The sequence below is a fragment of the Tessaracoccus yangjingae genome, from assembly GCF_055326235.1.
In genome coordinates this window covers 18851-43184 of sequence record NZ_JBUZNN010000011.1, presented here as the reverse complement: position 1 = coordinate 43184, position 24334 = coordinate 18851, and the positions used below count along the sequence as shown (strand labels likewise).

Below are 24334 nucleotides of genomic sequence, written 5' to 3'. Positions count from 1 at the left end.
CACACTGGATGGATGCCAGCCGCTGACGACATCGTGTCCGAGCTTGAACGGGTCCGCGACGACTACTCGCGCCTCATCGGGGACGCCACCCCCGAAGAGCTGCTGGCACCCACGCGGGGGACCCGCTGGACCAACCGCGAACTCCTGTTCCACCTGTGGTTCGGTCAGCACCTCGCGCGGGTGTTCATCCCACTGTTCGGAGGATTCGGACGGCTGCCACGCCGGGCCTCGACCGGCTACGCGCGTGCCCTGACGGCGCTGACCCGGCCCTACGACTGGGTCAACTGGGCCGGACCAGTCGCCGGCGTCCGCGTCGGGCTACGTCGCGCCGAGCACTGGATGAACCTCGACACCGAATGGCTCGTCGACTGGGCCCGCCGAGCGACCGATGACGAACTGCAGGTCGGGATGGCCGTCCCTGAGAATTGGGATCCCTACTTCACCGCATGGATGACGCGCGCCGACGTGCTCCAGTGGGCACCCAGGCACTACGACCACCACCGCGACCAGCTGACACTCTCCGGTGGCGAGGGGCACCGGACCCAAGGGTAGATGGGACCGACGGGGCAGTCTGGCAGTTGCCCCTGGCCGCGGGCGCTGAGGTCCCTAATGCCACAGTGTCAGGCGGGGGCAAAGGAGCCTCGCTCAGGACATGGGTCCGTCACCGAACCCACTTGTCGACAACCCACAGTCCGGCGCTGCCCGTGTCTGCTCCAAATCGGTTCGGACTCAGGTCAGGCTGCGGGAGGGCTGTCCCCCGAGCACTGGGGAGGCCCGTTATGAGAGCGAGGCGTGTGACCGGACAGGGGGCTGCGATGCAGAGCGGGAGCAGGAACCGGCCATGATACCGAGCGCGACCTCGACCGCGACACTGCTCCGGCAGCACCCGCCCCCTGAGGGCAGCTGGACTCTTGCCCTCACTGTTTCTGGTAATAGACTGTTTCGTACCATGAGAAACGGAACTCGACCGGAATCGCTCCTTCTGTGCGAAGACGTCACACGTCGGGTCAGGGAGCTGCTGCCGCGCGGGTGGACAGCCGACCTGAACGTCGGCGATGCCCGAGACGCGTTGGTGCTGCGGGGGCCAGCCGGGTCCGGCGTCTCCTACAGCCTGGAGATCAAGCGGGCGGGAGTCTCGCTCGCCGCTACGGTGACAGCCCTTCGGGACCGTCAGCGGGAGACGGGCCTCCCAGCCTTGTTCGTCTCGGATTACATCGGGCCGGCCACTCGCCGTGCCCTGGCCGAGGCCGGGATCAGTTACGTGGACGCGACGGGCTGGGTCCGTCTGGTCTCGGACGACCCGTTGATCCTGCTCACGGGTGAGGGTGCGCAGCGCTCTCCTCGTACGCCGGAGTCGACTGCGGTGGTCCGGTTGAACGGGGTGGCTACCAGCCGTGTGATTCGCGCGCTGTCGGCTGTTGAGGTGCCGGTCGGGGTGCGGGAGTTGGCGAGTGCGGCGCAGGCGTCTCCCGGGTCGGTGTCGAAGCTGCTCACCACGCTGACGACGGAGGGGATTGTGGATCGGGACGCGCGCGGTGCCGTGACGAACGTGCGGCGTCGGTCCCTTGTGCGGCGCTGGGTGCAGGACTACGGGTATGCCACGACCAACGCGGGCGTGGGGTACTGGCTGGCGCCTCGAGGGCTGGCCCAGGTCACCGACCGGGTCACTGAGCAAGAGGGGGTGGCGATCACGGGCTCGACCGCGGCACGTCGGCTGCTGCCAGCTGAGAAGACGTCGGTGGTCCCGCTGAGACTGCTCGCCCTGTACGCGGCGTCGCCCCGCCGGCTGGCCGAGCAGCTTGGCTTGGTGGAGGCCGACGCGGCGACCGCGAACGTGGTCATCGCCGCCCCCCAGGATGGCCGGATCCTCCCCGCCGCCGGTGAGCCTGTCGCCCTTGCGCCCACAGCGCTGGTGGTGGCGGACCTGCTGACCCTGCCCAGCCGTTCGGACGCCGAGGCTGAGCAGTTGATGGACGCCCTCGCCGCGACTGATCCGTCGTGGAAGGAATGACGTGGACGCCGTCGCCCCCGAGTATGTCGCGGCCCGACGCGTCCTGCTCGACGCCTTGGAGGCGCTGACCGACCATCTCCCGAGCCTGATCCTGGTCGGTGCCCAGGCCGTCTACCACCACACCGGCGAGACGGATCTCAACGTGCCGCTGATGACCACCGACGCCGACCTCGCGATCAACACCCACAGCCTTGCTGACGTTCCCGAGATCGGCGCGGTCCTGCGCCGGGCGGGCTTCGTTCCCGGCCCCAACCCCGGCCATTGGGTCGCAGCCAGCGACGTCGCCGTCGACCTCATGGTCGTCCCGCATCAAGCAGGCACCGCGAAGGCGTCGGCGCGTGCCGCACGGCTCGCGCCCCACGACCGTCTGACCGCCCGGATCGCCCGCGGACTCGAGCCGGCCCTGGTCGACCACGCACGCGTCACCATCGGGGCTCTGGAACCCACTGATACCCGCATGTTCGATTTGGCCGTCGCCGGCCCGGCCGCCCTCCTGGTGGCCAAGCTCATCAAGATCAGCGAACGGCTCGGGCAGTCCGACCGGCAGCCGGATCGACTCAAGGAGAAGGACGCCCTCGACGCCTTCCGCCTGCTCCAGGCAGTCGACACCGCCGACCTCGTGCTCGGACTGAGGACACACCGGGGCGAACCCAACGCGGCCGCCGTCGCCGACGAAGCAGTGGAGATCCTGCGCCTGCACGCGACCTCACCCCGGGGCCGGATCGCGCTCCTCGCAGCATCCGCCGCAGGAGGCGACGCCACGGTCGCTCCCGCGTTCGCCGCCCTCTGCAACGACCTGCTGGGGGCCCTGCGATGAACCGCGAACTCGTCAGCGACCCGCCCGTGTCCGCCTATGCTGAGGTGCAGCCTTGGACGCGTGTTCCCCGCGCGTCTGGGGTTCAGAATCATTCCCCACGCATTCCCCACGGCAAGGTGAACAAGTGCCAATCGATCCGCATAGAGCCTTGTCAGGGGGTCATCATCGGCTGAAAGAAGAGAGCTTCAACTCCTCTCTCGCGCACAAAAGTGCCTCTGACTAGGGCAAATACAGGAAATCGGCGGGAGGTGAAAACCTCTCGCCGATTCTCTGTTTCTGGGGTTGGATTCTCTCGTGGCAAGCGGCGATGCCGGGGTGGAGTGGTCCGGGGGACTGTCGGGAGAGGGGTCTCGTGCCGGGTTGGTGGGGCTGATTCCCCAGGGGTTCCCCATGGGGATCAGGGTCTCCGGAGGCTGTGGAGGGTTCGCCAGCGTGCCGTCTCTGAGGTTTGTTTGTCCGCTGACAGGTGCCGCGGTGGCCGGGTGTCTGGCCGTGTGGTGCCACGCTCGTGATCGGGTGGGCAACGGTGGCGTGTGCGCGGGCTTCGGGTGTGACTTTCGGCCAGACTTTCCTTCGCCGAGGCTGCAGGTGACCCGGGGCACCTGTGATACTACGGCTTGTCGGCGCTCGATGGCTGACGAACAGTAGCGTTGGCAAGGTGCTAAGTACGGCGTGTGGTTTCAGCTGGGGTGCTATCGCCGCCGCTTGTGGAGTGGTCTACACGGCCGCGTACGCAGTCCAGGGGCGCTGGGGAGAGGCTGGGAAGACCGCCGCTCTGGGGCTCGCTGGATTTGCGGTGGGCGGGGTCGTCGCACGCGGATTGGCCAAGTCTGGCGTTGTCGCCTCCAATGCTGTCGGGCACCTTGCAAGGCGAGGAGCAGGGTTGCGGGGTAGCGCGCTCCGTGCGAGTCGGGCGTTTCCGGCTCCGCAGTCGAGTGGTGTCCGGCGGGGGGTGAACGTTTATGTGTCGTCCAAGTTCGGTGCATACGGGTTGTATACAACTATGCGGGTCGTAGACGGTGAAAGGCAGTTGGTGAAATGCGCGCGGCATTCAAGCGGGGCAATCTGCCACGATTTGCACGCCTGCAAATTGTGTTGTTCCCGATGATCGGCCTTTCGACTGCGGTTCTCACGGCCATAGACGATGTCGCGGGTTCCGGCCTTTGGATAGCAGTGTGGTTGGTGGCGGTCGCTCGAACGGGTTGGGTAGGTGTTGTCGCTTGTCAAGATCGAGAGGGATGGATCTATCGAGGTATTGTTGGCACTCGCTTCTTCCATCGAGATGAAGTCGTTGCTTTCGGGCTAGTAGACGCTAGTGTGTGGAATGGGGTTGGAGGGTTTATCCGGGTCTATTTGAGAGATGGAACCTCGACGTTCCTGCCTATGCTCGGACAGTTGCGTGCTTCACGCCATTTGGAGTTTGTGAGTCGATTGAAGGATGATCTGGAGACGCCGAGACACTCGCTGTCTTGGGACCTTTCGGCGCTCGAAATGCACGATGAGAATGAATAGCCTCGATCTTTCATGGCCGCCCTGTGAGGGGCTGGTCGGCGCCTGTGGCGTCGAGGTTGGTCTGATTGTTGCCGGTGGGTGTGACAAGGCGCCGCGTGTCGCTCGCGTGGGGAGGGTTTCCAGGCCGAAAGGGGCTTTCCGTGGTCAGGGTTGAACGGTCGGAGAGCCGGGGGTCAGGTCGCGGGCGCGGGCAGGTCCTGGAGTCGTGTGACGGCGTCGATCATGAGGGCTGCCCAGGGTGACTGGTTGGCCAGGTGGAGGACGGTTCGTCTGGCGCGGCGGGCCAGGGTGGCGGGGATGCTGTAAAGGCGGTAGCGCAGGCGTTGGGATTCCCAGCGGCGTGCGTCGTGGCCGGCCATGGCGAGCATCCCGGTCCAGGCCTGCAACTCGCTCGCCAGCGCCACGATCTGGCACCAGATCCGGCCGATCAGGAGTACTTGTGGGAGTCAGGTTCGACGGTGGGGATCGAGAATCCTGCGTGCTTCGGGTCGTCGGGGAGTTTGTCGCCGTCGAGGTGGGCGATGACTCCGAAGCCGAGGCGTTCGAGCAGGCGCGTCACGTTGGGTACGGGGGCCTTGGGTCGAGTCACCTGTCCGCCGTGCCGGTGCCGTAGAGCGCGGCGCCGTCGACGGTGGCCGCGCGTCAACGTCACCGCGGAAGACGCGACACCCGTTAGGAGGGAGGTCGTGTTCGCTCGCCGCCGCAAGGAGACCCATGCACCGATGCCGCGCCTCCTCACCGCCAGGACGGGATGGTGGCTCCAGCGCGCCCATGTCCAAGGCGTACAGCGTGCACGCGGGCACGCCGTCCTGCGCGATCGCCGAGGCTATGGAAGAGTTATCGTGCACGGAAGTCTGTCGCAGTCACGAGCGTGGTTGCACGAAGGATCGCGGACGCCCTCCAGGGAATCTTCCCGAACCTGCCTCGACGGCGCGGCTCTGCTGGCCGCCCTGCGGGGAACGCCGCCGGGTGGGTGCGGGCTGCGACGCTCGGCGGCCGTCAGCCTGGCTGAAGGCAGCCTGGACGCGTGTTCCGCGCGCGTCTGACGTTCAGAACCATTCCCCACGGCAAGGTGACGAAGTGGCAATCAATCTCCATAAGTCCTTGTCAGGGGGTCACTATCGGCTGACAGAAGATAGCCTCAGCTCCTCTCTCGCGCACAAATATGCCTCTGACTAGGGCAAATACAGGGAGTCGGCCAGAGGTGCGAACCTCTCGCCGACTCTCTGTTCTGGGGCTGGCTCTGCTTGTGGCAAGGGCAGATGCCGGTGGAGTGGCCCGGGTGGCTGTCGGGGGTCTCCTGCGGGTTGGTGGGGCTGGTTCCCCACGGGGAATCCCGGTCTCCGGAGGCTGTGGAGGGATCGCCAGCGGGCCGTCTCTGGGTTTGTGTGTGCGCTGACGATCAGCTCGCCCTGGACGGTGTCGATGGTGCGGTAGCGGCGCAGGGTCTTGGCCGGCTGCTGGATGCTGATCCCGGTCGCGCGGTTGGGTCCAGCGGAGGTCAGTTGACTGACACGGATGCGCCAACCAAGTTTAGGACCCGAATGACTGGTGTGACAGTCATGTGACGGCTAGACTAGTCATATGAGATTTGAGGCTGCGTTCGGGGGCTTGATCACGGGTGCGAGCGGGGCGGTGTTGGCCGTGTTGCTGCGTACGGCTGTTCCGCTGACCGGGCGGCAGGTGCATGGGCTGGTCCGCGATCAGTGCAGCCTGTGGTCGGTTCAGCAGGCGCTGGCCTCCCTCGCCGATCTCGGTGTGGTGGAGAGCCGTGCCGTGGGTCGCGCAATGGTTCACACGATCAACGAGGACCACTACGCCATCCAGCCTTTGCGCGTCCTGCTCGATCCGATTGCGGCGCTGCGGGAGGCGGTCCGGGCTGTGGTCGGGTCGAGTGTCGATGCGGTGGTTCTGTTCGGGTCGGTGGCACGGGGGGAGGCATCAGCCGAGAGCGATGTCGACCTGGCCGTCGTTGCACCCTCGGACTGGCAGGGTCGGACGGAACTGGAAGACGCGGTCCGCGCTCGGCTGGGCAACGACTGTGATGTGTTGGTGTTCACTCCGGAGGAGTTCGGGCGGCTCGCGGGCAGCGGCGAGGAGCCGGTCGTCGCCCAGATCGTCGCTGACGGGGTGGCTCTGCTCGGGTCGCTCCCGCAGGCGACGGTTGGCGTGGCGTGATGGCGACGCTCGAATACCGCAATCACGCACGAAGCTTCCTGAGGAAGGCCGAGGAGTACTTGGCCTCCGCGGAGGCGAATCTGAGTGCAGAGCGATACACCGTTGCTGCAGGGGATGCCATCCATGCGGGCATCTGCGCCAAGGACGCCATCGTCACTCAGCTCACCGGTGCGACGGTGAAGGGCAAGGACCACGCGCTTGCCGCGAAGGAGCTTCGTCGGGCACTGGGGCAGCGACCGGACGCGGCCGGTGCCGAGAAGGGGCTCCGCGAACTGGTGTCGAACAAGGCTGACGTTGAGTACGGCGTCAGCCTCATGTCTGCTGTGAAGGCTGAGGCGCTCGTCCGTCGCGCTCGGAGCCTGGTCGAGATCGCCGTCCGCGTCGTCCGGCTCAACGGGTGACGGCGCCCACCCAGATGCCGAGCTCCCGTGCCGGCTGCACGGTTGCTACTCTTCCGCCTGTCCCGCTCGATGGCGCCGAGACGCTGCAGTTCTGCGCCAATCTCGGGATTGCCGTTGACCGCAACGCGCACAGTGGCGGCTCTGCTCAACTCCCCACGCATTCCCCACGGCAAGGTGACGAAGTGGCAATCAATCTTCATAAGTCCTTGTCAGGGGGTCATTATCGGCTGATGGAAGAGAGCTTCAACTCCTCTTTCGCGCACAAGAGCGCCCCTGACTAGGGCAAATACGTGAATCGGCGAGAGGTGTAAACCTCTCGCCGATTCTCTGTTTCTGGGGCTGGTTCGCCTTGGCAACGGGTGATGCCCGGGGGCGAGGGCCCGTTTGCCGTCGAGGACGGGCTTCTTGCCTGGTGGTGGGGCTCGTTCCCCACGGGTTCCCCACGGTGGTGATGCCTGATGGCGAGGACCGCTTGCCGCTTGTCTGGTTTCTGGGGTGTGTGGATGTGGACAGGTGCCGCGGTGGCCGGGTGTCTGGCCGTGTGGTGCCACGGTCGTGATCGGGTGGGCGACGGTGGCGTGTGTGCCGGCTTCGGGTGTGACTTTCGGCCAGTGACTCTCATTGGTCGAGGCTGCAGGTGACCCGGGGCACCTGTGATACTACGGCTTGTCGTTCTCGTTGGGGGTGCGGTGTGGTCGGCGCGAGGGTGCGTCGGGTTGGGGGAGTGCCGCGGTGGCTGCTGGGTGGGTGCGCGGGTTGTGGTTGGCGGTGTCGGTGGCGTTGATCACTGGGTCGCGCAAGAATTGGGTCGCCAGGCAGGCCCTATCGGCCTTGGCTTGTCAAGCAGCTGGAAAGTTTGGATGTTCTATGGTTGCGCTCGTTACTGTTCATGCTCTCAACCTCACAAAGAAGTACAGTAACCGGGACGCGGAACGCAATTAGGCACTTCTTGTGGGTCGCGGGGCTGTCTCTGATGGTGGGGCGCGATCATGCTAGGAGTATCGCGGCGGCGCAAGAATTCAGGCTGCGAATTTTCGCTGAGAATAGGGCTGACAGTCGCAGAGACAGGGCAAACAATGCCTTCACGCTCACCTGGATGAAGAACAAGTATGGGAACCGCAGGGTCGCCATTTCCGGAGCGTATTCGTACATGCCGAGCCTCAGGAAGACGGCGGAACGACTGTTTATGGAAGGGAAGTTCACGTGCGTTCAGTCATGCGGAAAGGTCTTCTAGTCGGGCTGGCAGTCGTTCTCGGAGGAGGTTTGCTCACGGGCTGCATTCAGGACGCAACATGTTCTTCCTTGGGTCGTTCGCGGATGAACGCCGCGATCGTGGAGCTGTTGCAGACATCCCCTGGGCAAATGGGATACCTGAGTACGCCAGATTGTGAGTCCGGGGATCGACTCAACGCCACTCTCGAGTTGCAGATCCCCTGGGAGGAACTGATGTCCCGTCTTTCTGATAGATGTCGCGCGGAGGCCGAAGAGGCCGCATGCCGGTTGGGTGAAGAGGAGTTCACTGTGTACCTCCATTCTGAGCTAGAGTCAGGCATCGAGGTTACTATCGTCGAGGCGGAGTGATGTTCGGCGTTTGTCTCACCGATGCGCAACTGGCCACCGACCGGGGTTTGGGCCCGAACGAACCCAAGAAGCAGTGGGTGCAAGAACAGATTCGAGATCGCGGCGGTCCTCGCGGCTGGAAAGTACTGGTGTCCATGATGTCCCCACGCACGTACAGAGGCTTCCTCCTCGGATTGCTGGTCCTTCTGGCGCTTGCATTGTCTGGGTGCAGAGATCTGAATTCGCCACATGTCTTCTATGTTGATGAGAACGGAGTGCGGTCGCTCAGTGATGCTTGTGGGGACCCGTTGCCCCAGGTCGTCGTGGAACGAGTCGACGGCAACTATGATCCAACTGGAGAGATATTGGGGTCGTTCACCCCTCCCGAGGGGAGCTCCAACAGCATGATCGAGCTCTCTGACGCCCAGCCTGGATACTCCGCGGGTCCCGGGGCTCGCGAGGGCACCTGGGCCTCCATCACTCTGAACTACGGAGATGGGGTCACCGGCCTGATCGTTCCCTGGGCTGATCTCCCTCCCGGGAGTGGGTTTACTTTTCAGTCGGACACAGCCATATTCGGGTCGCTGGATGAGGTAGTCGCGAAGACCAAGTCCGAAGTGCAGTGCTAACTAACCGGCGGCAACGACACCCCCTACGCCTACCTCAACGACCCCATCAACGAGACTGATGTCACTGGTAAAGCGGGATGTTGGGGGCGCCTCCAGAACAGCGCATTCGCCAGCTTAGCTAGTGCAACCCATAGGATTGCTGATGGCAGAGTCTTCAAGACCGTTTGTGCATCCGGCGCTGGCGCCTTCGGGACCGCTTGCTCGGTCGTAAGCCTCGGGTCCAATCTGCTGCCGGGGTGCCGGGGTGCCGGGGTGCCGGGGTGCCGGGGTGCCGGGGTGCCGGGGTGGCCGTGTGGTGTCACGGTCGTGATCGGGTGGGCGACAGTGGCGTGTGTGCCGGCTTCGGGTGCGACTCGAGGACCATCACCCAACCCAGCAGACGTGACGTTATGTACTACCCAAACGCGAACAGCCGCACCAAGCAAACATGAGCGCTTTCGGTGTGCAATCTTGAGCGTGGCAAGGGCAGGGGCCCAAGCCGTCTACCACCAGGCATCTCTGGCTTATGAGGACCTGCACGTGCGCCGAGTGGGTGATGATTTTGAGCCATCCGAAATCATGACCAGGGAGGGGTGGGAGGCGATGCCCATACTTTTCGGCGCTGATCCGATCCAGACTCTCTCAGGCCTGCTGTGTGTGCTCGGCTGCTCGTCAAGTGGCCTGGAAGCCCGTCATCCGGATCAGGCGCGCGGGGACACCCGCGACGATCGCGTCAGCCGGCACGTCGCGGGTGACGACGGCGCCCGCTCCCACGATCGCGCCGTCGCCGATGGTGACCCCCGGCACGACGGTGACGCCCGCCCCCAGCCAGACCTTCCGGCCGATCACCACGGCGGCCGGTGTCATGTCCCCGCGACGGTCCGGATCGACCTCGTGGTTGAGCGTGGTGAGCGTGCATCCGTGACCGATGAGGGTGTCGTCGCCGATCGCGATGCCGCCGGTGTCCTGGAAGCGGCAGCCCATGTTGATGAAGACCCGCCGGCCCAGAACGAGGTTGCGGCCGAACTCGCTGTAGAACGGGGGGAAGACGGTGGTCGACTCGTCGATCTGCCGCCCGGTGAGCCGGCTCAGCAGGCTGCGGACCTCGTCGGGCGGGCGGTACGAAGAGTTCAGTTCGGCTGTGATTCGCAGCGCCTCCTGTGAGGCATCGTGCATGAACGCGTGGTAGTCCGAGCCGCTCGCGATGGTTGCTCCGGTCGCGACGTAGGTCAGGAAGTCCTCCAGTTGCATGGCGTTCACGCTACGTCCACCACTGCCGTCACGGGGCCGTCCGTCGCCGATTTCCGCTTCGCCCCGTCGCCGTCCAGGTGGCCCGGGAGCGCAATGCCGAAAGGGGGGCCGGATCTCCGTAGTAGAGGACCAGGTCCTGGCCGGGCCCGAGTACCCCACGTGCCCGGGAGCCGGATCGCCTCCCCCCGGCCGGCCCTCCACCGAGAGCGGGCCAGGCGGGGGTCCGGCCTTCTCATGACAGTGTCACCACGTCGTCTGCCAGGGCGTCGCGTCAGAGGGTGGACGCGTCGATGACGAAGCGGTAGCGCACGTCGGAGCTCAGGACGCGCTCGTAGGCCTCGTTCACCTGGTCGGCGGCGATGATCTCGACGTCCGCACCGATGCCGTGGTCCGCGCAGAAGTCGAGCATCTCCTGGGTGAGGGCGAGGCCGCCGATCATGGATCCGGCGAAGTTCCGCCGCGCGCCGATGAGGGAGAACACGTTGACGCTCAGCGGCTCCGCCGGGGCTCCGACGTTGACCAGCGTCCCGTCGACGGCGAGGAGCCCGAGATAGGCGTCGAGGTCGATCGCGGCGCTGACGGTGTTGATGATGAGATCGAACCGCCCGGCCAGCTCACCGAAGGTCGACGGGTCGGAGGTCGCATGGAAGTGGTCGGCGCCGAGGCGGCGGGCGTCGTCGTGCTTCCTCATCGTCTGCGAGAGCACCGTGACGTCGGCGCCCATGGCGTGCGCGAGCTTGACGGCCATGTGGCCGAGGCCACCGAGTCCGACGACGGCCACCTTCCGCCCGGGCCCCGCGCCCCAGCGGCGCAGCGGCGCGTAGGTCGTGATGCCGGCGCACAGAAGCGGCGCCGCGGCGGCGGGGTCCAGGCCCGCGGGAACGCGTAGGGCGAAGTCGGCGTCGACGACCACATGGGTGGAGTAGCCGCCCTGGGTGGTGGTGCCGTCACTGTCGGTTGCCGCGTAGGTCCCGACCATCCCGGCCAGGCAGTACTGCTCGTCGCTGCGGAGACAGTTGACGCATTCGCGGCACGAGTTGACCATGCACCCGACACCGACCCGGTCTCCCACCTGGTGTCCGGTGACATCGGTCCCCACCTCGGTGACGATGCCGACGATCTCGTGGCCCGGGACGACGGGGAAGGGCTGGGGTCCCCAGTCGCCGTTGACGGTGTGGATGTCGGAGTGGCAGATGCCGGCGTACTCGATGCGGATGAGGACGTCGTTGGGTCCGACCGCTCGGCGTTCGATGGTGAGGGGTGCGAGGGGGAGACCGGCGGCAGGGGCCGCGTAGGCGTTGACGAGCATAGGTGGAGTTCCTTCTGGTTGTCCGAGGGCAGGCTTGCGCCGCCCCGGGATGGTGGTGGGCCAAGAGAGGGCGCCTGTCGGCGCGAGGGGGGTCTAGGGCTTGCTAGAGCGCTTGAGTTCGTCGGCGAGCGCCCGGGCTTCGGCCGAGATGGCATCGGCACGGGTCGCGTCGCCGTCCTCGACGGCGCGCCAATAGTCGATCTTCAGCGCGACGTACCGCTGCCGCACGGCCAGGAGTTCGGCCTCGACCTCGAGCCGACGCTGCTGCCCGGTGAGCAGCGCGATCTGGTCGGCCGCCGCGTCCGGGCCGAGCCGGTTGTTGGCGACGTAGGCGCGCATGTCCGCGACGGACATCCCGGTCGCGGCGAGGCAGGCCACGCCCATGAGCTGGTCGAGGTCCGTCTCGTCGTAGACGCGGTGTCCGCTGCTCATGCCACGGGCGACGGGGGAGATCACGCCGATCGACTCGTAGTAGCGCAGCGTGCTGGCCGGCAGCCCGGTCAGGGCCGCCGCCTCTTTGATGGTGTACTGCTGCTGGAGGGCTGGTGCGCTCATGTCAACGACCCTAAGAACTTCAAGTACTTGAAGTCAAAGCCCGTGACGGCAGAGTCCGGGGCCGAACCGCGGGCCTCAGGCGCGCCCCACGTTGACGCGCCGTCAGACGGCGACGACACTGTGCCCTCGTGAAGCACAATCGTCTAGCGCCCACCCTGGTGTTGTGGCTGTTCCCTGTCGTGGCCGTGGCCCTACTCGTGGGGGTGGTGCTCGGCATCGTCGCCGTCGGCGCGCAGCTCTTCGACGGGGTAGCGGTGCGGGTGCTGATCCAGTGGGTCGCGCTGCCTCTCGCCGTCGCCATCGGGTTCGGGGCGTGGGCGGCCCTGCGCCACCAGGCCGAACCGGCCGAAGGCATCGAGGTCATCCCCGCCGAACACCCGGCTCTGTGGGCCGAGGTGAACCGGCTGGCGGTCGAGGCCCAGACCGAGCCGCCGGCGCGCATCGTGATCGTCCCCGAGGTGAACGCCGGCGTCGCTGAGGTCGGTGGACACCGCGAGCTTGAGATCGGCTTACCACTGCTGGCCACGTTCACCGTCGGGCAGCTGCGCTCAGTGCTCGCCCACGAGCTCGGCCACTTCGCTGGCGGGGACACCGCCGACGCCGCCCGCGACCTGCGCCGTCTCGCGTTCATGGAGCAGGTGCGCGCTCGCGCAGGTGTCCTGTGGCGATGGTTCTTCACCGCATACGCAGGGCTCTACGCGCTGGCCGCCGGGCCGTCCTCGCGGGCCGCCGAACTGCGCGCCGACGACCTCTCGGTGCGGGCCGCCGGCCCCAGGGCCGCTGCGGAGTCGTTCCGCACCCTGGTTGCGGCAGAACTGGCGTGGGAGCAGACGCTCGACAACTACGTCCCGCTGTTCGAGCTTGCTGGACGCCGTGCGCCGCTGGGTGAGGCCGTCCGGAGGGTCATCGACGCCAACAGAACAGAGATCGACGATGCGGTCGAGACCATCATCGCCGAGCAGCGGCCGAGTGCCACCGACAGCCATCCGCCACTGCGCGAGCGCATCGCGCGTCTCGAAGCATCTGCCGTCACTGGCGCATCGGCCACCACCGGCGCAGATGCAGGCCGCCCCGCCACTGACCTGCTCTCCGGTGGTTCGGCCTGGCTGGACTCCGCGGAGGGCCGACTGCTGGCCCAGGACCGTCCTCTCGGATCGTGGGACGAGGTGATCACCGCAGGGATCCGCAACGGCGCGGGCGCCGGCGCTGACGAGTTCGGGGCCTCGCTGCGCTCGCTGAAGCTGGGCGACGGGGGCTTGGACAACGTGCTGCGCCTCATCGACGATCCTGCCGACGGTGGCATCGTGCGGCGCGTGGGGGGCGCAGACCCGGACGCCCGCGAGGCCACGATCGCTTCGGTGTGGAATCCTGTCGTCAGCGCCCTGCTGGCGGTCGGGGCCGCCCGGGTTCAGCCCTCGTGGAGCGGCCCGGCCGAAGTCGTCGCCCTCGACGGCTCCAGCCTCGAGCTCGACGAGCGGATCGGAGCCGCGATCGACGATGGGGACAGTGCGGCGCTGCGGGGTTGGCTCGCCGAGCTCGGCGTCGACGTGATGAGCGCGCGCACGGAGTCCGGCGGTGGCGTGGAGCGGTGGCTGTCCGCGGCGAGCCACATGACCGGCCCGTGGGACGGCCGACGCGACGTGCACCTCTGGACCACCGGAGTCCTGGCGCTCCCTCAGCTCGACAAGGCGACCGTGAAGGAGGACAAGGACCGGTTCTCCGAGAAGCACCAGCATCCGCGTCTTTACCAGGCCGCCGCCGAGGGTCTCAGGGCCGGACGATCGTTGCCCGGGTCGCTGTGGTGGGACGCGGCGCGCATCTCCGGCGGTGACGTGACGGGCCGGCTCAAGATGAAGCTCCGCTTCGACCTGGATGACGGGACTGCACTGCAGGTGGCCGCCACCCTGGAGACCGCGACGGTGGAATCGCCGGAGGACGTGGGCGCCGCAGTCCAGTACCTGACTGCCCCCAAGGGCTGAGAAGCACCGGCTAGCGACGCTGGGGCGCGGGCAGCCCTTGATCCTGAGGGATCACTCCGCGCGTCCGGGGAGATGTCGTGAGGTCACCGCTGCGCAGCGGCTGAGTTTCGGGCCCCCGCAGACGCCACTGGGGTGCCCCAGCAGAGCCTCCCGGCGCCGACGGGGGCGCAATATCGTGGCCGGTAGACGACCGTGCAGTTGCGTGTGGGCTCACCCCCGCGGACCGGGCGGTCCGACCCTGGCTCCACCCGCCCGACACCGCACGCCGGGCCGACCCGAAGTGAGACACCGTGGACTTCTCCGAGCTGACCGAAGCGTTCGCCGCCCCGTCGATCGAGTACCGCCCCGAGGTGCGGTGGTGGCTCGCGGAAGGGCTGCACACGGACCAGACGCTCAGGGCTGAGATCGAGTCGGCCCATCGGCTCGGCTTCGGTGGCATGGAGTTCCTGGCCATGGACGAGGCGGGCGTGGACCATTCGCGGTACGGCTGGGGCTCGGAGGAGTGGGTGCACGACTCGCAGGTGGTGGTGGAGGAGACCACGAAGCGCGGCATGGCCGTCAGCTTCACCTCGGGGACCAACTGGGCCAACGCGAACCTGCCGACCATCACCCCGGAGAGCCCCGCGGCGGCCAAGGAGCTGAACGTCACGATCGAACGGCTCGACGGCGGAGCGCTGCGCACCGGTGCGGTGCGCCCCGTCGACCTCGAGGCGTACAGCCCGTCCGTCCTCGGCCACCGCGGGCAGGTCTCCGGCCAGTCGCTGGTGGCCGTGGTCGCGGCCCGGGCGACGGGCGCGACCGAGCGGGGCGCGACGCTGGACGTCAACTCGGTGGTGGACCTGACCGGCGACGTCGTGGACGGAGAGCTGGAGTGGACCGCACCCGAGGGTGAGTGGCGGCTGTTCGCCTACTGGACCCACGGCACGGGGCAGACCGCCTCGCCCTCGGCGAGCGTCAACTACACCGTCAACTACCTCGACCCCGACGGCGCGGCGGCCGTCATCGACTATTGGGACCAGGTGGTGCTCACCCCGGAGTTGCGGGCGCAGATCGCGGCCAACCCCCGGGTGCAGATGTACATGGACTCCATGGAGCTGTCGACCTACGGCGCCGGCGGACTGTTCTGGGGCCGGACGGTCGCGGCGGAGTTCCGCGCCAGGCGCGGGTACGACATCACGGGCTGGCTGCCCTTCCTCACCCGCGACGTCGCGCTGATGGCGGCGCAGACCGTGTACCACAACGAGCCCGACGCCGGGCACGCAGCGCAGGTCGACAAGGTGCGGTTCGACTACGTCCGCACGCTCACCGACCTCTACATCGAGAACATGCTGAGGCCGTTCGCGGCGTTCCTGCACGCCAACGGGATGGGGTTGAGGGCCGAGATCAGCTACGGGCTTCCGTTCGAACTGACCCGGCCCGGGCCCGAGGTGGACGGCATCGAGACCGAGTCGCTGGAGTTCGGGGCCCAGATCGACGCCTACCGGCTGATGGCCGGCCCGGCGCACCTGTTCGGGAAGCAGTACAGCTCCGAGACCGGGGCGACCACCCGCAACTACATGCTCGACCACCGCTTCTACGACCAGATCATCGCCACCCAGCTGGCGGCCGGGATCACCAGGACGGTGCTGCACGGCTGGGCCAGCCCGGCCGGGGCGCCGGGCACCACGCAGTGGCCCGGCCACGAGGGCATGTGGCGGGAGTTCTCCGAACGCTTCGACACCCGCCAGCCGGGCGCCGAGTTCTACCCCCTGTGGACGACGGCGCTGGCCCGCTACCAGTTCGTGCTCCGCCAGGGTCTTCCCCGGATCGACGTGGGCATCCTGCGCACCGACCACTTCACCGACAACGTGTCGGGCATGCGGTTCGTCGACGACGACGGCAACCGGGTGGCCGACGAGGTGGCCTACGGCACCTGGTGGATGCGCAACCGCCAGAACCACTGGTGGGCGGACCTGGGCATGCAGGACGCCGGCTGGACCTACGAGTTCCTCGACGGCGCCCTGCTGCTGCGCGACGACGTCAGCTACGCCGATGGGCTGGTCCAGCCGTCGGGGCCCGGCTACCAGGCGCTGATCGTCTACCAGGACGGCCTCGCCCCCGACGTCGCCCGCCGGCTGCTCGACTGGGCACGCGCGGGGCTGAAGGTGCTGCTCGTGGACGGCTCGCGCGAGCTGGTGGACCTGCAGTGGCGGCGCTACCGGACCCACGCGTCGGCCGCGTCCCGCACCCAGGGCCTCGATGCGCGTGACGCGGAGCTTGCCGCCACCGTCGCCGATCTCCTCGAGCAGCCGACGGTGGCGCGGGTCGACGACCCGTCCGGCACGGTCGGCGCGCTGCGGCGCCTCGGCGTCACGGGCCGCGCCGAGTTCAACCGCGAGAACCGCAGCGTGCTCACCCATCTGCGGGAGGACGGCGACCTCCTCCACCTGTACGCCTACCACTTCCTCTACGACACCGGCGAGCCGGTCGAGGTCGAGATCGCCCTGCCCGGCCTGGGCGCCTGCCACCGCCTCGACCCGTGGACCGGTCAGTCGCGTCTCCACGACGGCGTCCGCACCGACGGCGACCGCACGGTCCTGACACTCCGGCTCTCGCCTGGGGAGACGGCCCTGCTCACGCTCGACCGGTCCGCCTCGCCAACGACCTCGGAGCCGGCCGTCCTGGATGTCGTGGCGGAGCTCACCGAGTGGGACGTCACGGTGGAGAGCTGGGATGAGGGCCCGATGCTGCTGGTCACCGAGGACCGTGGCCTCGGCTACGTGACCGAGGAGGTGCGGCCGACGAGCGCCGTCACCCGGATCGAGGTCGGAGCCACGCCGCTGCTGCCCTGGGCGGAGCTCCCCGGCGTCGGGGGTGACGTGTCCGGCGTCGCGGAGTACACCACCACCGTCCGCATCGACGCCGAGGAGCAGGGCGCCACCTTCGTGCTCGACCTCGGCTCCACCTGCGGCGGGCTGGGCTCGGTGAGCGTCAACGGCGGGGCGGCGGTCGGCTTCGACACATCCAAGCCCCTCATCCGCACCTCGGAACTACGGCCAGGCGACAACACCATCACCGTCAGGACCTCCAGCTCGCTGAACAACCGGCTGCTGGCCCGCGGCTACTACGACACGCTGCCCGACGTCCTCGCCAACTCCGAGGGCTGGGCCGAGCCACGCATGCAGACCACCCATGTCCGCAACCACGGGCTCATCGGACCGGTCCTCCTGTTCCGGGCTTCCTCCCGCGGGTAGGTTCGCCGCCCACTCCTCGCTGAGACGTCCCCCGGGTCTGGACGTCCATCGGCGGCGGTGGCAGACTCGTCGGCGCGGAGGAGCGGCCCGATCCGCCAGGGGGCGCCCCTCGACGACAGTGCGAAGGACGTGACGCGTGAGCCATACGGCGAGCGAGCGGGGAGTCACCGGAGGGTGGGCAACCATCCTCACGGTGGCCGCGCTGCACGCCGCCGGCCTGATGCTGATGGGGGTAGGCGTCGCGACGGGGGCGGCGGGCCTCGCGGCCTCCGCCGTCGTGGCCTATGCCCTCGGCCTCCGCCATGCACTGGACGCGGACCACATCGCCATGATCGACAACTCGACTCGCAAGTTCGTCGCCGAGGGACGCCGCTCGGCCGCCGTGGGGTTCGCGTTCTCCGCGGGCCACTCGACGGTGGTGATCGCCGCCGCTGCGATGGCCATCCTCGGATGGGGGTGGATCGGCTCCGCCATCGACGAGGGCTCGGCCACCCGCCACTGGCTGAGCCTCATCGGCGCAACAGTCGCGGCGACCTATCTCGCCGCCGTCGCCCTGTCCAACGTCCCGGTGCTGGCGCGCGCGTGGCGGGACCTCCGTGGATCGGGGGAGGCTGCGCCAGGAGTGTCGGGCGGCCTGTCGCGGGTGCTGTCCGCGCCACTTGCCCGGGTCCGCGAGCCCCGGCACGTCTACGCGTTCGGGCTCCTGTTCGGGCTGGGCTTCGACACCGCCTCCGCCGTCGCCGTGCTCGTCCTGGCGGCAGGCCTGCCCATCGGGACCCCTCCGCTGGTCCTGATGTCCCTGCCGCTGCTGTTCGCGGCGGCGATGACGATGGGTGACTCGCTCAACGGCTACCTCATGCTGCGGATGTACTCGACGGCCCAGCAGAGGACCCGCGCGCGCTACAACGTGGTGATCACGGCTGTGTCCATCGCCGCCGCCCTCGTCGTGTCGGTGCTGACCTTCGCGCGCCTGGCCACTGACCTGGGTGCGCGCTGGCCGGGCCTCATGCTGGTGTCGGGGCTGGACACAGAGTGGGCCGGCCTCGGGCTGCTCGTGTTCTTCGCCCTCGTCGGGGGCGGCGCGGCGTTGGCCGCGCGATTGCGGTCCCTCGGCCCCGCGCCCGGCGCCTGACCTCCGGCATTCCTGGGCTCACGCCCAGGCGAAGATCGGGCCGAACGCCACCCCGACGAAGGCCGCCCATGCCAGGTACACCGGCAGGTAGCCCGTGTGCCAGCGTTCCAGGTGGGCGTAGGGGCGACGTCCGCGCAGGAAGCCGATGAGGATCACCACGGAGCCGACGAGGTTGACCAGCAGGAGCGCGTTCAGGCCCAGCGACGCCACCTTGTTCGGGCTGAACCCGAACGCGCCGATCCGGCTCAGCATCGCCACCAGCACGTAGCCGTCGACGAGGATCGCGCTGCCCAACAGCACCACCTGGAGCCGCTCGAACCCACCGGCCGGCGCGAGGGGGTCGCGGGCGGACACCGAGTAGAGCACGAGTGCCAGCACGACGATGAGCACCAGATCGAACACGATGAGCAGCTCGCGGTCGACGGTGCGGGCGTCGCCCTGCCAGAGGGCGGTCACCCCGAAGGCGAGCAGCATGAGGGCGAACAGCGGGGTGAAAACCCTTGTCAGCACGGGTGCCATGTTCTCGATGACCCCCTGCTTGGCACCCACCAGCCACGCCGCCACCAGCACGGCCCCCGCCGCCCCGCACGGCAGGATCCAGGAGAAGAGTGCTGTCTCGGTGTCGACCCCGATGGAGCTGAACACCCCGGCGGTGAGCCCCAGGAGCACGCCTCCGCCGAGCCCGATCAGCACGTAGTAGATGAACCACTCGCCCGTGAACCTCACGTAGTCCATCCGCGCCCGCCCGGAGCGCCAGTCGCCGCCCGCGTGCGCCACCCCCAGCACCAGCCAGAGCGCCACGGGGAGGTGGAGGGCGGCCAGGATCTCGGTGGCCGACTGCATGGCCAGCACCTCGGTGTCTGCCTGCGAGCCGAACGGATAGAGGTTGAGCACCAGCGCCGACACGGCCACCGCGACACCGACGAGGGCGAAAAGGCGAGCCCGTGGGCCCGGTCCCACCCCGGCGCGCCACACGAAGAAGCCGGCCAGGAAGGGCAGCACGAGGAGGGGGAGGTTCTTGACGAAGACCTCGGGGTTCTCCTCCAGCCCGATGCCGAAGAGCGAAGGGACCTTCACCGCGACCGCCGCCGCGACACCCAGGCCCAGCGCGACCCCCAGCCCCCGTCGCCCCTCAGCGGCCGAATCGGCCGATCCCACGAGCTGCTTCCACAGCCGGTCCGAATGTTCCTGGGCGTACTCGCGGGAGAGCGCATCCACCTCGCCGAGGCGGCCGACGGCGACGAGGAACGCCTCGTTGCCGGAGAGCCCGACGCCTTGAAGCTCGGCCATCTCGTCGCGCAGGTGCGCCTCGAGTTCGTCGACATCCGCCGTGCTGATCGCGGCCCGGCGCCCGACGAAGCCGCGCCAGGACGCGATGCGCTCCTCGACGCCCGGCCCGATGCCCTCCGGTGTCTGTGGCGTGCTCATGCGAGGGCCCCTCCTGCCGCGAGGTGTCCTGGGTGGGCGGCGGCCTCGGCCCAGATCTGCCGCAGTGCCTCGCTGACGACGCGCCACTGCGCGCTGTGCTCGGCGAGCGCCGCACGGCCGTCCGGTGTGAGCCAGTAGTGCTTGCGACGGCGGCCCTCGTCCGAGGTCCGCCACCCCGCCTCGACGTAGCCGAGCCGCTCGAGCCGGTGGAGTAGCGGGTAGAGCATGCCCTCCGTCCAGGCGAGTTCCCCTCCCGAGAGCTCGCCCACCCGCTTGAGGATGGCGTAGCCGTACGACTCGCCCTCCGCGAGTATTCCCAACACGAGCGGGGTCGCGGCGGCCGCGACCAGATCCTTGCCTACCCTCACGACGTCCTCCGATGCCTAGGGCTGCAAGGTATCGCAGTGTTACCTAGAGGTGCAAGGGGTCCCTGGTCTCGTCCAGCGGTGGCCGCCTCAGGCGGAGGCGGCCACCTCGTCGACCATCGAGGCCTGGATCGCGCTGCGCAACTCGGCGCTGTCGTGGTCCTGGTGACGGGTGACCGCGTGCACCACGGCCGCCTCCAGAAGCTCCTCCTCCTCGCCCGTGATGGCGAGCGTGCAGCCGACCTCGTTGGGGATCGTCCTGCAGTCAACAGTCTTGCGTGCCATTGCCGTGCCCCTTCTGTGACGCCGGGCCGCCCAGAGCGGGCCCGGGGGGCAGGCCTCCCTGCCCGCGGCGGGGGAGTCTGCATCTCGCAGGCTAGGCCCGGCCATGTCCGGACGCAACGGTCGGTCGCGGGAGTGGGCATGCGGCGCAGTACAACACGGCAGGAGGGCCGGTCCTTCGCTCAGCGACGCAACATTGGCGGGCCGTGGCCGACCCCACGTGAGGGTGGCGGCAAACCTTGACGAGGGCGGGTGCCCGGAGCAGGATCGTGCGCATGGTGCGTGACCGGGAGCGGCTGAGCCCCGCCGACGCCTCCAACGTGGTGATGGACTCGCCGGATCAGGTGAACGCGTTCCTCCTGGCGGGGCTCCTCGACGTCGGGGGATTCGTCTCACCGGACGGCGCCGTCGACCTCGAGCTCCTGCGCGCCAGCATCGCGTCCAGGCTGTGCGACCCCGAGCTCGCCCGCTTCTCCCAACGCGTCCACCAGCGCACGCTGACCTGGGAGCCCTGCCGGCCGGACCTCTCCCGCCACATCAGACTGGCCACGCCCGTCGCGGGCATGGCCGGCCTGGCCGACATGGCCGCACGCCTCATGACCACGCCGCTGCCCCTCGAACACCCCCTCTGGGAACTGCTCGTGGTCCCGGGGGCCGCGACACCCGCGCCCGGCATCATCCTGCGCGTGCACCACTGCGTGGCCGACGGCGTCGCGGGCGTCCGCCTGGTGCAGCGCCTGTTCGGCGCGGATGCCGTCGCGACGAGCGCCCCCTCAGTCGGGCCCGGCCGGCGCCGTCGTCGGGTCGTGCGCGGCTTCGTCGCGGGGCTGGCTCGCGTCGCGGCCGTGTTCCGTGCCACGGTCCCGCCGACGGTGCTGCTCGGGCCGATCGGCCCCCGTCGAGGTGTGGCCTTCGCCGACGTCGAGCTCCGGGCCCTCGCCGGTTCCGCCAGGAGAGCGGGCGCCACCGTGAACGACGCGCTGCTTGCCGCCGTCGTCGTGGCGGCTGAGGCGGCGCTGCGCGCAGACGGTCATCGCGTGCCGCCGGTGCTGCCGGCCAGCGTCCCGGTGGCGCTGCCGGAACGGGGCTCGTCCGGTAACGCGGTGGGCGTCATGCTGGTGCCGCTCGTCACCGGTGAGGCGGACCCTGTGGCCAGGCTCTCCCGCATCGCCCAGGTCACGCGTGCCGGGAAGGCTGAGGCGCGCAGCCAAGGCACCTTCGAGTTGACCCGCACCCGCTGGGGGTCGCGGCTGTTCGCCCGGCTGGCCCGCAGGCAGCGCTTCATCGCCCTCTTCGTGACCAACGTCCGCGGCCCTGACGGGCTGCTTGAGGTCGCCGGGGCGCCGCTCGTTCGGGCGTGGCCCGTGGCCGCGATCCAGGGCAACGTCCGCTTCGGGGTCGCGGCCATGTCCTACGCGGGGCGACTCGAGGTGGCCATCCATGCAGACGCCGGCGCCCTGCGCGTGCCCGAGGCGGGGACGGCCCTGGCCGACGAACTCGCCCGACTCGCGAGCCCGTCGGCCGAGCCCGCCGCGGCCGAGCCGCACCGCGTCGAGACCTCGTCCTGGACCCGATGGCTAGGACGCCCGAGGCACAGGCGCGTCACGGCCAAACCGCCGCGACACTAACCCGCTCCGCGTCGGCGTGAGAACACCACCGCCAGCGCAGTGACCGCAAGCGCGGTGCTGACAAGGGTCGCAAGGCCGAGTTCCGGCGCGCCGGCCCACAGCGACGCGAGCGGCACCCTGCACCCCAGCCTTGCCGGCGCGTACCCCCACCAGAGACCCAGCGAGACCGCCGCCCCCGCGACCGTCACCACCGAGCGCACCGGGCTCCGTCGGCCGAGCACCGGCACCACCGTCAGGCTCTGGGCCAGGAGGGCCCCGAGGACCACCAGCGCCGCGTTGGCCTCGATCGGGTTGAACGACGGCGGGGGAGCCGGAGTGCCCAGCACGACGTGCGTGAGCTCGGACTGGAATCTCGCCCAGCGCGTGGTGTCGAGCCCCGCTCCGGTGTTGGTCACCGCCACGATTCCCAAGCCGAGGGTGGGGCACGCGAGGAGATAGGACTGTGATCGGTAGGTGCTGCCGAGGTGATCGACGCACGTGGGCAGCGGCGTGCCGTCGGGCGTGGTGGCGAGCGGATCTCCGGCGCCGTCGAGCAGCTCCCACAGGGGGCGCACGACCCACCCGGACCCGTAGCGGGAGTAGGCGTCGACGGTGGCGAGTGGCTCGCGGGCCGCCTCGAGCACCTCTGCCGGAACGTCGGCGGACACGCTCCCCAGGTGCGCGCCCACCAGCCTGGTCAGGTCCCCGGCGGTGGACACCTGGAACGCGGACGGCACCGCTCCCGGTGTGCACGGGCACGGCGTGGGTGCGGTGAAGAGCTCGAGCCACGGGTGGTGCCCCATGGCCACCCCGTCGACGGCTCGAGGGGTGGGGGTCGCGCTGGTGTGGGTCAACCCGAGCGGCGTGTAGACGAGCCTCGCCATGGCCGACTCGAACGGCTGACCGGTCACCCGTTCGACGACGGCGCCGAGCAGGTCGTAGTTGCTGTTCGAGTACGCGTAGGCGGCCGGGAGCACTGCGGGGTTGGCCGAGGCCAGGGCCTCGGCGTTGGCCTCGATCGAGTCCGGCCGCCCCGGCCACCATCCCCACTGCCCGAGCCCGGTCGAGGTGGACAGTCCCGAGGTGTGACCGAGCAGATCGCCGACGGTGACCCCTCCCAGGCCGCCGCCGCTCAGCCCGCCGGTGAACACCTCGTCGAGCCGTGTCTCCAGGCTCAGGCGTCCGTCGGCGATGAGCCGCTGGACCGCGAGCGCGGTGAACTGCTTGCTGGTGGAGCCGAGCACGAACGGGGTGTCGCGGGTGACGGGCCGGCCGGAACCGGCGGTGCCGAGATAGCTCTCCTGATAGACCTCGCCGTCGCGCACCACGACGACGGCCAGGCCCGCCAGGCGCAACTCGGCGGCGCGTCGCTCCACGAAGTCGCCGATCTCAGCGGGTGTCGCACGGTGCGAGGCGGCGACGGGGGCGGGAGTCAGGGGCTCCTGCGCGGCGGCGACGCGCACCATCGCCACCGCCAGGACGGCGATGGCCGCCCACAGGATCATCGCTCCGGCGGCCACGCGAGACGGGCGACGCACGGTCATGAGGCGTGCCTCCGCCGAGGCAGATGGGTGAGCGCGTTGAGGAGGAACTGCCCGACGGTGAGGACGAGCATCACAACCCCGGCGGCGGGGGAGAGGTCCGTCCAGGGCATGACGACGAATCCGTAGCTCGACGACACGTACAGGGCCACGTAGGGCACCAGGAGGCGCCAGTCCATGGTCTCCCGGAAGGAGACCTTCAGCACCCAGTCGTAAAGCCCTTCCAGTGCCAGGAACCCCAGGAAGATGCCCAGGAACACGGGATACTGCACCGGGCTCGCCTCGAGGTAGGCGATCACCAGCCCGAGCACGGCGGGGACGGCGAGGAGGAGGTACAACCAGCCGTAGCGCTCCACCAGTTCGAGACGCCTTCGGCGCACCGCGAAGACAACGATCAGGCAGACGGCGTTGGCCAGACCCAAGGTGAAAAAGAACGGCGCCATCATGGCGGCCACCCCCTCGGTACCATCATGCTCCAGTCGCCCACCCCGCGTCGCGCGGGGCCCATTCTCGAGGTGTGTCACCGTCGGGATGCGCGACGGGGCACTCCCTGCGGGGACTCCCC

The 24334-nt window shown here is 68.8% G+C and carries 20 protein-coding genes; 10 read left to right on the top strand and 10 right to left on the bottom strand.

Annotated elements, in window-relative coordinates; translation table 11 throughout:
• The first annotated feature begins 12 nt into the window (after positions 1–12).
• The 4 genes from ACZK5D_RS14125 (at position 13) to ACZK5D_RS14110 (ending at position 4340) form a co-directional block, all read left to right on the top strand.
• On the top strand, positions 13–552 hold the full coding sequence (locus tag ACZK5D_RS14125; RefSeq protein ID WP_463665734.1) for a DinB family protein: 540 nt from the start codon (positions 13–15) through the stop codon (positions 550–552).
• A gap of 397 nt (positions 553–949) precedes the next feature.
• Entirely contained in the window at positions 950–2011 is a 1062-nt protein-coding gene (locus tag ACZK5D_RS14120; protein WP_463665733.1) for a helix-turn-helix domain-containing protein, read from the top strand.
• A 1-nt stretch (position 2012) separates the two neighbouring features.
• A complete protein-coding gene (locus ACZK5D_RS14115; RefSeq protein WP_463665732.1) occupies positions 2013–2828 on the top strand; it encodes a hypothetical protein in 816 nt (271 codons plus the stop codon).
• Positions 2829–3866: 1038 nt separating this feature from the next.
• Positions 3867–4340: a hypothetical protein gene (locus ACZK5D_RS14110; RefSeq protein ID WP_463665731.1), complete on the top strand. Its 474-nt coding sequence runs from the start codon at positions 3867–3869 to the stop codon at positions 4338–4340.
• A gap of 173 nt (positions 4341–4513) precedes the next feature.
• Here the strand turns inward: ACZK5D_RS14110 and ACZK5D_RS14105 are convergent, their stop codons facing one another.
• Together ACZK5D_RS14105 and ACZK5D_RS14100 are read right to left on the bottom strand one after the other, a co-directional pair.
• Positions 4514–4747, bottom strand: coding sequence for a transposase (locus ACZK5D_RS14105; protein ID WP_463665779.1), 234 nt, complete (start codon positions 4745–4747; stop codon positions 4514–4516).
• Between the two features lie 20 nt (positions 4748–4767).
• Complete coding sequence (locus ACZK5D_RS14100; protein ID WP_463665730.1) at positions 4768–4929, bottom strand: hypothetical protein; 162 nt, start codon at positions 4927–4929, stop codon at positions 4768–4770.
• Between the two features lie 995 nt (positions 4930–5924).
• On the opposite strand from ACZK5D_RS14100, the gene ACZK5D_RS14095 reads away from it, so the two are divergent.
• A complete protein-coding gene (locus ACZK5D_RS14095; RefSeq protein WP_458994997.1) occupies positions 5925–6518 on the top strand; it encodes a nucleotidyltransferase domain-containing protein in 594 nt (197 codons plus the stop codon).
• Positions 6518–6919 carry a hypothetical protein gene (locus ACZK5D_RS14090; RefSeq protein WP_463665729.1) on the top strand — a complete coding sequence of 134 codons (402 nt, stop codon included), beginning with the start codon at positions 6518–6520 and terminating at the stop codon, positions 6917–6919. The genes ACZK5D_RS14095 and ACZK5D_RS14090 overlap by 1 nt, the downstream gene beginning before the upstream one ends.
• A 2840-nt stretch (positions 6920–9759) precedes the next feature.
• Here ACZK5D_RS14090 and ACZK5D_RS14085 read toward each other — a convergent pair.
• The 3 genes from ACZK5D_RS14085 to ACZK5D_RS14075 form a co-directional block, all read right to left on the bottom strand.
• Positions 9760–10338, bottom strand: coding sequence for a DapH/DapD/GlmU-related protein (locus tag ACZK5D_RS14085; RefSeq protein WP_463665728.1), 579 nt, complete (start codon positions 10336–10338; stop codon positions 9760–9762).
• A gap of 271 nt (positions 10339–10609) precedes the next feature.
• Complete coding sequence (locus ACZK5D_RS14080; RefSeq protein WP_463665727.1) at positions 10610–11647, bottom strand: NAD(P)-dependent alcohol dehydrogenase; 1038 nt, start codon at positions 11645–11647, stop codon at positions 10610–10612.
• A gap of 93 nt (positions 11648–11740) precedes the next feature.
• Positions 11741–12202, bottom strand: coding sequence for a MerR family transcriptional regulator (locus ACZK5D_RS14075; protein ID WP_458994993.1), 462 nt, complete (start codon positions 12200–12202; stop codon positions 11741–11743).
• Between the two features lie 128 nt (positions 12203–12330).
• Between ACZK5D_RS14075 and ACZK5D_RS14070 the strand changes: the two genes are divergently transcribed.
• The 3 genes from ACZK5D_RS14070 (at position 12331) to ACZK5D_RS14060 (ending at position 18546) form a co-directional block, all read left to right on the top strand.
• The gene (locus ACZK5D_RS14070; protein WP_463665726.1) at positions 12331–14181 is read left to right on the top strand and encodes a M48 family metallopeptidase; all 1851 of its coding nucleotides are present in this window, start codon (positions 12331–12333) and stop codon (positions 14179–14181) included.
• A 290-nt stretch (positions 14182–14471) separates the two neighbouring features.
• On the top strand, positions 14472–17414 hold the full coding sequence (locus tag ACZK5D_RS14065; RefSeq protein WP_463665725.1) for a glycosyl hydrolase: 2943 nt from the start codon (positions 14472–14474) through the stop codon (positions 17412–17414).
• Positions 17415–17550: 136 nt separating this feature from the next.
• Positions 17551–18546 carry a HoxN/HupN/NixA family nickel/cobalt transporter gene (locus tag ACZK5D_RS14060; protein WP_463665724.1) on the top strand — a complete coding sequence of 332 codons (996 nt, stop codon included), beginning with the start codon at positions 17551–17553 and terminating at the stop codon, positions 18544–18546.
• A gap of 18 nt (positions 18547–18564) precedes the next feature.
• On the opposite strand, the gene ACZK5D_RS14055 is transcribed toward ACZK5D_RS14060, so the two are convergent.
• The 3 genes from ACZK5D_RS14055 to ACZK5D_RS14045 form a co-directional block, all read right to left on the bottom strand.
• A complete protein-coding gene (locus ACZK5D_RS14055; protein ID WP_463665723.1) occupies positions 18565–19974 on the bottom strand; it encodes a permease prefix domain 1-containing protein in 1410 nt (469 codons plus the stop codon).
• Positions 19971–20342, bottom strand: a complete 372-nt coding sequence (locus ACZK5D_RS14050; protein ID WP_463665722.1) for a PadR family transcriptional regulator — start codon at positions 20340–20342, stop codon at positions 19971–19973. The genes ACZK5D_RS14055 and ACZK5D_RS14050 overlap by 4 nt, the downstream gene beginning before the upstream one ends.
• 87 nt (positions 20343–20429) lie before the next feature.
• Positions 20430–20624, bottom strand: coding sequence for a DUF1059 domain-containing protein (locus tag ACZK5D_RS14045; protein ID WP_463665721.1), 195 nt, complete (start codon positions 20622–20624; stop codon positions 20430–20432).
• 272 nt (positions 20625–20896) lie between these two features.
• Between ACZK5D_RS14045 and ACZK5D_RS14040 the strand changes: the two genes are divergently transcribed.
• Positions 20897–22249, top strand: coding sequence for a wax ester/triacylglycerol synthase domain-containing protein (locus ACZK5D_RS14040; protein WP_463665720.1), 1353 nt, complete (start codon positions 20897–20899; stop codon positions 22247–22249).
• On the opposite strand, the gene ACZK5D_RS14035 is transcribed toward ACZK5D_RS14040, so the two are convergent.
• On the bottom strand, positions 22246–23772 hold the full coding sequence (locus ACZK5D_RS14035) for a serine hydrolase domain-containing protein (protein WP_463665719.1): 1527 nt from the start codon (positions 23770–23772) through the stop codon (positions 22246–22248). The two genes, ACZK5D_RS14040 and ACZK5D_RS14035, sit on opposite strands and share 4 nt — an antisense overlap.
• The gene (locus ACZK5D_RS14030; protein WP_463665718.1) at positions 23769–24215 is read right to left on the bottom strand and encodes a hypothetical protein; all 447 of its coding nucleotides are present in this window, start codon (positions 24213–24215) and stop codon (positions 23769–23771) included. The genes ACZK5D_RS14035 and ACZK5D_RS14030 overlap by 4 nt, the downstream gene beginning before the upstream one ends.
• Positions 24216–24334 lie beyond the last annotated feature (119 nt).

Coding starts and splice junctions, on each gene's coding strand:
- ACZK5D_RS14125 (WP_463665734.1), top strand. CDS start 13: ATGCCAGCCGCTGACGACATCGTGTCCGAGCTTGAACGGGTCCGCGAC.
- ACZK5D_RS14120 (WP_463665733.1), top strand. CDS start 950: ATGAGAAACGGAACTCGACCGGAATCGCTCCTTCTGTGCGAAGACGTC.
- ACZK5D_RS14110 (WP_463665731.1), top strand. CDS start 3,867: ATGCGCGCGGCATTCAAGCGGGGCAATCTGCCACGATTTGCACGCCTG.
- ACZK5D_RS14095 (WP_458994997.1), top strand. CDS start 5,925: ATGAGATTTGAGGCTGCGTTCGGGGGCTTGATCACGGGTGCGAGCGGG.
- ACZK5D_RS14090 (WP_463665729.1), top strand. CDS start 6,518: ATGGCGACGCTCGAATACCGCAATCACGCACGAAGCTTCCTGAGGAAG.
- ACZK5D_RS14085 (WP_463665728.1), bottom strand. CDS start 10,338: ATGCAACTGGAGGACTTCCTGACCTACGTCGCGACCGGAGCAACCATC.
- ACZK5D_RS14080 (WP_463665727.1), bottom strand. CDS start 11,647: ATGCTCGTCAACGCCTACGCGGCCCCTGCCGCCGGTCTCCCCCTCGCA.
- ACZK5D_RS14075 (WP_458994993.1), bottom strand. CDS start 12,202: ATGAGCGCACCAGCCCTCCAGCAGCAGTACACCATCAAAGAGGCGGCG.
- ACZK5D_RS14055 (WP_463665723.1), bottom strand. CDS start 19,974: ATGAGCACGCCACAGACACCGGAGGGCATCGGGCCGGGCGTCGAGGAG.
- ACZK5D_RS14045 (WP_463665721.1), bottom strand. CDS start 20,624: ATGGCACGCAAGACTGTTGACTGCAGGACGATCCCCAACGAGGTCGGC.
- ACZK5D_RS14040 (WP_463665720.1), top strand. CDS start 20,897: ATGGTGCGTGACCGGGAGCGGCTGAGCCCCGCCGACGCCTCCAACGTG.
- ACZK5D_RS14035 (WP_463665719.1), bottom strand. CDS start 23,772: ATGACCGTGCGTCGCCCGTCTCGCGTGGCCGCCGGAGCGATGATCCTG.
- ACZK5D_RS14030 (WP_463665718.1), bottom strand. CDS start 24,215: ATGATGGCGCCGTTCTTTTTCACCTTGGGTCTGGCCAACGCCGTCTGC.